The sequence below is a fragment of the Actinomadura sp. BRA 177 genome (genome assembly GCF_013372625.1).
In the GTDB taxonomy this organism is placed as follows: Bacteria; Actinomycetota; Actinomycetes; order Streptosporangiales; family Streptosporangiaceae; genus Spirillospora.
Map to the genome: position 1 here is coordinate 1 of NZ_JABXFD010000401.1, position 6,635 is coordinate 6,635.

The following is a 6,635-nucleotide window of genomic DNA, read 5'->3' on the forward strand; positions in this document are numbered from 1 at the left end:
GAACCGCCCGTGACCACCGACGGCGACGGCCGGGTCGTGCTCGACCACGAGGACGAGGCCGCCGCCGTCGGTGGTCACGGGCGGTTCCGGGCGGTCGGGTCCTCGCCGCGGTCCAGGGAGCGCCACATCGCCGACGGGTCTTCTGGAGCGGTTTCCTTTGGCGCGGGAGTCCCCGTGCGTTCGTAGCGGGACGACATGCCGGGCCAGCGGGTGCCGCGTACGGCTGTGATCAGGCCGGCGGCGATGAGGAGGATGCCGCCTGTCACGGAGACCAGCCACCACAGGTTCACGTGGAGGGTGGGGTCGGTGCCCAGTTTCAGCAGGGCGCTCTTGTCGCCGGCGGCGTCCAGGACGTTCTGGTGCTGGACGGCGATCGTCGAGGCGTAGGCGATTCCGGCGCCGAAGAGGGCGATGAGGACGCCGACGGCCGCGCGGACGCGGCCGCGGGTGGCGAACAGGGCGGCGAGGCCGGCGAGGCCCGCCCAGCCCAGGGCGCCCGCCGCGCCGCCGAGGTCGCCGCCGGTGAGGGTCTGGGAGAACGGGGTGATGGCGTCCTTCGCCTCGGCGGTGGCCCAGGTGCGGCCGGCGGCGAGCAGGGCGAGACCGGCACCGGCGGCGCACAGCAGCGCCGTGAGACCGCGTTCACGCCCGGGCGTCATGCGGGCCGTTCCCCGACCGCGGCGTCGAGGACGTCGGCGTCCCAGCAGGTGCGGTCGCCGGTGTGGCAGGCGCCGCCGACCTGGTCGACCTTCACCAGGACGGCGTCGGCGTCGCAGTCCAGCGCGACCGACTTGACCCACTGCTGGTGGCCGGAGCTCTCGCCCTTCACCCAGTACTCCCGCCGGCTGCGCGACCAGTAGGTGCAGCGGCCGGTGGTGAGGGTGCGGTGCAGGGCCTCGTCGTCCATCCAGCCGAGCATGAGCACCTCACCGGTGTCGTACTGCTGGGCGATGGCGGGCACGAGGCCGTTCGGGTCGCGCTTGAGCCGTGCGGCGATTTTCGGGTCCAGATTGGACGTGGGTGCGGACATGACCCGAAGTTTATTGCGCCCGGGGTCCGGCATGAACGCGGTCCCCTGCCGGACGAAAGGGCCCGCTCCCCCGGCGGAGGGGGAACGGGCCCAGACGTACGACTACGGGTGTTACAGGGGGACGACCTGGTCGGCCTGCGGACCCCGGTTACCCTGCGTCACCTCGAACTGGACGCGCTGGTTCTCGTCCAGCGTGCGGTATCCGGAGGACTGGATGGCCGAGTAGTGCACGAAGACGTCCGGGCCGCCGCCGTCCACGGCGATGAATCCGAAGCCCTTCTCGGCGTTGAACCACTTCACGGTGCCCTGCTGGGGCATGTCTTTCTCCTTGCGGCAAAACCTGGGCCCACACCTCGCGGGCCCGTGCGGTCGCTGCGGAACGCTCTCGCCTCCCGGTACGGTCCCGGAAAAGCCAAAACGCCCGCTGCCATCAGTCCGCGGGCGTCTGCACGATCGAGAACCACGACTGCAACCGACGGGCCCACAGTATCACCGCTCCCGCGTAAAGCGGAGGAGCCGCAAGGCACGCGATTCGCCTCCCGGCGAACCATGCCGTTACCTGGCCGTTAAAGACTCCAACCGGTCTCGGTCAGGCTCTTGACAGCGTCCGTCGCCCCGGTGAGCCGGACGTCGGCGACGTCCCGGCGGCCCAGCGCCCACAGGACCAGTTCACCGACCGGGCCGTGCACGCGGACGGCCCCGGGGGCGTTACCGCGCGCGCCCCGGCCGCGGCCGGGCACCCGGACGCTCCGGCCGTCCGGTTGCACCAGCGTTACCTCGACGTGAACCTTTCTTAGGACAAAGCGGGCAATTTTTATCCGCCGCCAGAGCAGTTCCGCGAGTTCCGGCGAGATGTCCCGGGGCTCCCAGTCGGGGCGTGCGCGCAGGACGTCCTCATGGTGCACAAAGAACTCGACACCGTTCGCGTTTTTGTCAACTCCCGGAAGCGCGTAGGGCGAGAACTTCGCCGGTCCGTCCCGAAAGCGTTCGACGAGGCGCTTGAACGGGACGGCGCGCGCGGTGCGGCGCCGGACGCGCTCGGTGTAGAAGGCCAGCGGCGGCAGGAGTATTCCGGGGCCGGCGTCGGGGCGGTTCTCCCGGACCACCAGATGGGCGGCCAGATCGCGGGCGGTCCAGCCGGCGCATTTCGTGGCCGCGTCCGGCCCCGCCTCCGCCAGCGCGGCGGCCAGCAGCAGCCGCTCGCGGCGGACGGGACCGGGACCGGCGGGGCCGCCGTCCTCGGGGGTGCTCATGCGCCGATCGTAGGCCGCGGCGGGACGGCCGGGAATAAGCACCGCGCCCGGATGGTAGGCAATGTGCGGGCAGATCCCCCCGCCGTGATCAAGGAGTCGCCGTGCCACCTGCGTCGAGACGCGTCAGCCCGCACGTCCTCGGGGAGGGGATGCGCGTGCTGTGGGTCGCGGTCAAGGCGGAGCCGCGGGTGTTCACGGTGTCGGTGCTCGCGAGCGCGCTGTACGCGGCGATGACCGTGGCGACCGCGCAGGTGCTGGGCTGGGCGACGCAGGAGGTGGTGCTGCCGGCGTTCGAGTCCGGGCGCACGACGGCCGGGGCGCTGGCCGGGGCCGCCGCGCTGATCATGGCGGTGGCGGTGCTGAAGGCGCTCGGCGTCGCGGGCCGCCGGTTCTACGCGGGCCTGATGCAGTACCGGCTGCAGGCGTCCTACCGCCGCGCGGTGACCCGGCAGTACCTGCGGCTGCCGCTGGCGTGGCACCACCGGCATCCGACCGGGCAGCTGCTGTCGAACGCCAACGCCGACGTGGAGGCGGTGTGGGCGCCGATCGCGCCGCTGCCGATGGCGGTCGGCGTGGTGTTCATGCTGCTGATCTCGGCGGTGTCGATCCTGGTGACGGACGTGGTGGTGGCCGCGGTCGGCTTCCTGGTCTTCCCCGCCGTCGCGCTGATCAACGTGGTGTACCAGCGGCGGCTGTCGCCGGTCGCGACCCGCGCGCAGCAGCTGCGCGCGGAGGTCAGCGAGGTGGCGCACGAGAGCTTCGAGGGCGGCCTGGTGGTCAAGACCCTCGGCCGGGAGACGGCGGAGACCCGGCGGTTCCGCGAGCGCGCGGAGCAGTTGCGGGACGCCAACATCGCGGTCGGCCGGATCCGCGGGCTGTTCGACCCGGTGCTGGAGGCGCTGCCGAACCTGGGCGTGCTCGCCGTCCTGCTGATCGGGTCGCTGCGGCTGGAGGCCGGCGCGATGTCGGCGGGCGACCTGGTGAACGTCGCCTACCTGTTCACGCTGCTGTCGTGGCCGATCCGGGCGCTCGGCTGGGTGCTCGGGGAGGTGCCGCGCAGCGTCGTCGGGTGGGAGCGGGTCCGCGGCGTGCTGGACGCGAGCGGCTCCCTCCCCTACGGCGAGGACGGGCTGGACGGCTCCGGCGAGGCGACCGGGCTGGAGGTCCGCGAGATCCGGTTCGCCTACGAGACCGAGGCGGAGCGGCCCGTCCTGCACGACGTGTCGTTCGCGACGTCGCCCGGCCGGACGGTCGCGGTGGTCGGCCCGACGGGCTCCGGCAAGTCGACGCTGACCTCGCTGCTGGTCCGGCTGGTCGACCCGGCGGACGGCTCGGTCCTGCTGGACGGGGTCGACCTGCGGGACGTCCGGCAGGGCGGGATCGCGGCGACCGCGGCGCTCGTCCCGCAGCAGACGTTCCTGTTCGACGACACCGTGCGCGGCAACGTGACGCTCGGCCTGGACGTGCCGGACGAGCGCGTCTGGGAGGCCCTGCGCCTGGCTCAGGCCGAGGGGTTCGTCGCGGCCCTCGCCGACGGGCTCGACACGAAGGTGGGCGAGCGCGGCGCGACGCTGTCGGGCGGCCAGCGCCAGCGGCTCGCACTCGCCCGCGCGCTGGTGCGCCGGCCTCGCCTGCTCGTCCTGGACGACGCCACGTCCAGCGTCGACCCGCAGGTCGAGGCGCGCATCCTGCAGAGCCTGCGGGAGGCCCAAGCGGACGAGGCGGGCGGCTCCACCGTCGTGGTCGTCGCCTACCGCAAGGCCACGATCGCGCTGGCCGACGAGGTCGTCTACATGGAGCACGGCCGCGTCGTCGCGCGCGGCGCCCACGCCGACCTGCTGGACGGCTCGGAGGGCTACCGCAACCTCGTCAACGCCTACGAGCGTGCCGAGGCGGAGCAGGAGGCGGTCGAGGGCGGCGAGGAGGCACTGGCATGACGGTTCTGGACACGACGTCGACGACCGAGGGCGCGATGAGCACCCTCAAGCGCGGGTTCCTGCTGAGCCCGGAGTTCCGCGCGGGCCTCGCCGGGACGATCGCGCTCGCGCTGGTCTCCACGGCGGGCCGGGTGGTGGTGCCCATCGCCGTCCAGCAGACGATCGACAAGGGCCTCGGCGGCCCGGGCGGCCCCGACATCGCCTTCATCCGGACGGCGGTGCTGGTGTGCGCGGGCGCGGTGCTGGTGACGGCCGTGTGCGCGTACCTGATGAACGTGCGGCTGTACAAGACGTCCGAGGGCGGCCTCGCGGGGCTGCGGGTGAAGGCGTTCCGGCACGTCCACGACCTGTCGATGCTGACGCAGAGCGGGGAGCGGCGGGGCGCGCTGGTGTCGCGCGTGACGAGCGACGTCGACCAGATCAGCCAGTTCATGCAGTCCAGCGGGCTGATGTTCATCGTGTCGATCGGCCAGCTCTTCGTGGCGAGCGTGCTGATGCTGGTCTACTCGTGGCAGCTGGCCCTCCTCGTCTGGCTGGCGTTCCTGCCGCTGGCGTTCGCGCTGCGCCGCTTCCAGCGGATCCTGTCGAAGGCGTACATGGCGGTGCGGGAGCGGATGGGCGACCTGCTGGCAGCCGTCGGCGAGTCGGTCGTGGGCGCGCCGGTCATCCGCGCGTACGCCTCGGAGGAGCGCACCGGCCGCCGGGTGGACGAGACCGTGGAGGCCCACCGGTCGGCGCAGACCCGCGCGCAGGCGATGGTCGCGCTCACGTTCCCGGTCAGCGAGCTGGTCGCGGCCCTGGCCACCGGGGCCGTCGTCATCGCCGGGACGCTGCTCGGCATCGCCGGGGACGTGTCGGCCGGGCGGCTGATCGCGTTCCTGTTCCTCGTCACGCTGTTCGTCAGCCCGATGCAGACCGCGACCGAGGTGTTCAACCAGGCGCAGAACGCGATCGCGGGCTGGCGCCGCGTGCTCGGCGTGCTGGACACCGCCCCGGACGTCGCCGACCCGGGCGACGCGGGCGAGACGCTGCCGCGCGGCCCGATCGAGGTGCGGTTCGAGTCGGTGGGGTTCGCCTACCCGGGCGGCCCGCGCGTGCTCCACGACGTGAACGTGGACATCGCGCCGCGCAGCCGTGTCGCGATCGTCGGCCAGACGGGCTCCGGCAAGACCACGTTCGCCAAGCTCCTGACCCGCCTCATGGACCCGGCCGCCGGCCGCGTCCTCGTGGACGGCGTGCCCCTCACCGATGTCCGCTTCTCGTCCCTGCGGGAGCGGATCGTGATGGTGCCGCAGGACGGCTTCCTGTTCGACGCGTCCCTCGGCGACAACATCCGCTACGGGAGGCCCGGCGCGTCCGACGAGGAGCTCGCGCTCGCCCTCACCGAGCTGGGCCTGGCCGACTGGCTGGACGGCCTCCCGCAGGGCCTGGACACGCCCGTCGGCCAGCGCGGCGAGTCCCTCTCGGCCGGTGAGCGGCAGCTCGTCGCCCTGGCCCGCGCGTACGTCGCCGACCCGGACCTGCTCGTCCTGGACGAGGCGACCTCGGCCGTCGACCCCGCCACCGAGGTCCGCATCCAGCGGGCTCTGGACGGCGTCACCCGGGGCCGCACCGCGATCGCCATCGCCCACCGCCTCTCCACCGCCGAGGCGGCCGACGAGGTGATCGTCTTCGAGGCGGGGCGCGTCGTCCAGCGCGGCCCGCACGCGGCCCTCGTCGCCGAACCCGGCGTCTACGCCGACCTGCACGCCTCCTGGATCGCCCAGCGCGAGATATGACGGACACGACTGCCTGGGGTAAAGCACTTGCCCGTTATCTGGTCCAGTGCGCATTCTGGCGGGGTGAGCAACGAGGTCGTCTTGGAATCGGCGGGCACGCTGCACGGTCAGCTGCAGCGGGGGCTCGGGAGGGCCGCGCGGCGCGCGGCGGACATGCGCGGGGCGGGCGAGTACGTGTACGCCTGCGTGCGGCGGGATCCGCGGTGGGACCGCCAGTGCGAGTCGCGGCGGCTGTACTACGCCCGGTTGATGGTGGATCTGGAGTTGCCGGCGGGGCCGGTGGGCGAGCATCTCTTCGACCCGTCCGACCACACCGATCCGGACGACTGGCGGGTCGACCTGGCGCTGGGCGTGCTCGCGGACCTGGTGCGGCTGTCCCGGCGGGAGGCGGCGGTGCCGCTGCGCCGGTACGCCGAGGAGGGCGCGCAGTGGTTCGACGCGGTCGTGGAGCTCATCGACCTTGCGGACCCTTCACTGACGGCGGGTTTGGACGAGCTGGTGGCGGCCCGGTGCGACGACGCCGATCTGGCGCTGCTGATACCGGGCGGGCACAACCCGGTGATCGAGGCGTGGGCGGCGCCGCAGCCGCGGGGGGCGGGGGGCGCCACGCCTCCACCCGCCCCTTATACACATCTGA

The 6,635-nt window shown here is 73.0% G+C and carries 6 protein-coding genes and 1 pseudogene; 3 read left to right on the forward strand and 4 right to left on the reverse strand.

Annotated elements, in window-relative coordinates; genetic code table 11:
* Positions 1-74: 74 nt before the first annotated feature.
* The 4 genes from HUX53_RS23910 to HUX53_RS23925 all read right to left on the reverse strand — a co-directional run bounded on the left by HUX53_RS23910 (position 75) and on the right by HUX53_RS23925 (position 2,283).
* A complete protein-coding gene (locus HUX53_RS23910; protein WP_176405470.1) occupies positions 75-659 on the reverse strand; it encodes a TIGR02234 family membrane protein in 585 nt (194 codons plus the stop codon).
* A complete protein-coding gene (gene hisI, locus HUX53_RS23915; RefSeq protein ID WP_176405471.1) occupies positions 656-1,030 on the reverse strand; it encodes a phosphoribosyl-AMP cyclohydrolase in 375 nt (124 codons plus the stop codon). Before hisI ends, HUX53_RS23910 begins: the two co-directional genes overlap by 4 nt.
* A gap of 111 nt (positions 1,031-1,141) precedes the next feature.
* A complete protein-coding gene (locus tag HUX53_RS23920) occupies positions 1,142-1,348 on the reverse strand; it encodes a cold-shock protein (RefSeq protein ID WP_018657218.1) in 207 nt (68 codons plus the stop codon).
* A gap of 248 nt (positions 1,349-1,596) precedes the next feature.
* Positions 1,597-2,283: a TIGR03085 family metal-binding protein gene (locus tag HUX53_RS23925; RefSeq protein ID WP_176405472.1), complete on the reverse strand. Its 687-nt coding sequence runs from the start codon at positions 2,281-2,283 to the stop codon at positions 1,597-1,599.
* 149 nt (positions 2,284-2,432) lie between these two features.
* On the opposite strand from HUX53_RS23925, the gene HUX53_RS23930 reads away from it, so the two are divergent.
* The 3 genes and pseudogenes from HUX53_RS23930 to HUX53_RS23940 all read left to right on the forward strand — a co-directional run.
* Positions 2,433-4,220 (forward strand): ABC transporter ATP-binding protein, encoded by a 1,788-nt coding sequence (locus tag HUX53_RS23930; protein WP_176405474.1) that lies wholly within the window; start codon positions 2,433-2,435, stop codon positions 4,218-4,220.
* Positions 4,217-5,998, forward strand: coding sequence for an ABC transporter ATP-binding protein (locus HUX53_RS23935; protein WP_176405473.1), 1,782 nt, complete (start codon positions 4,217-4,219; stop codon positions 5,996-5,998). The genes HUX53_RS23930 and HUX53_RS23935 overlap by 4 nt, the downstream gene beginning before the upstream one ends.
* 63 nt (positions 5,999-6,061) lie before the next feature.
* A pseudogene (locus HUX53_RS23940) lies at positions 6,062-6,635 on the forward strand (hypothetical protein); the annotation flags it as partial.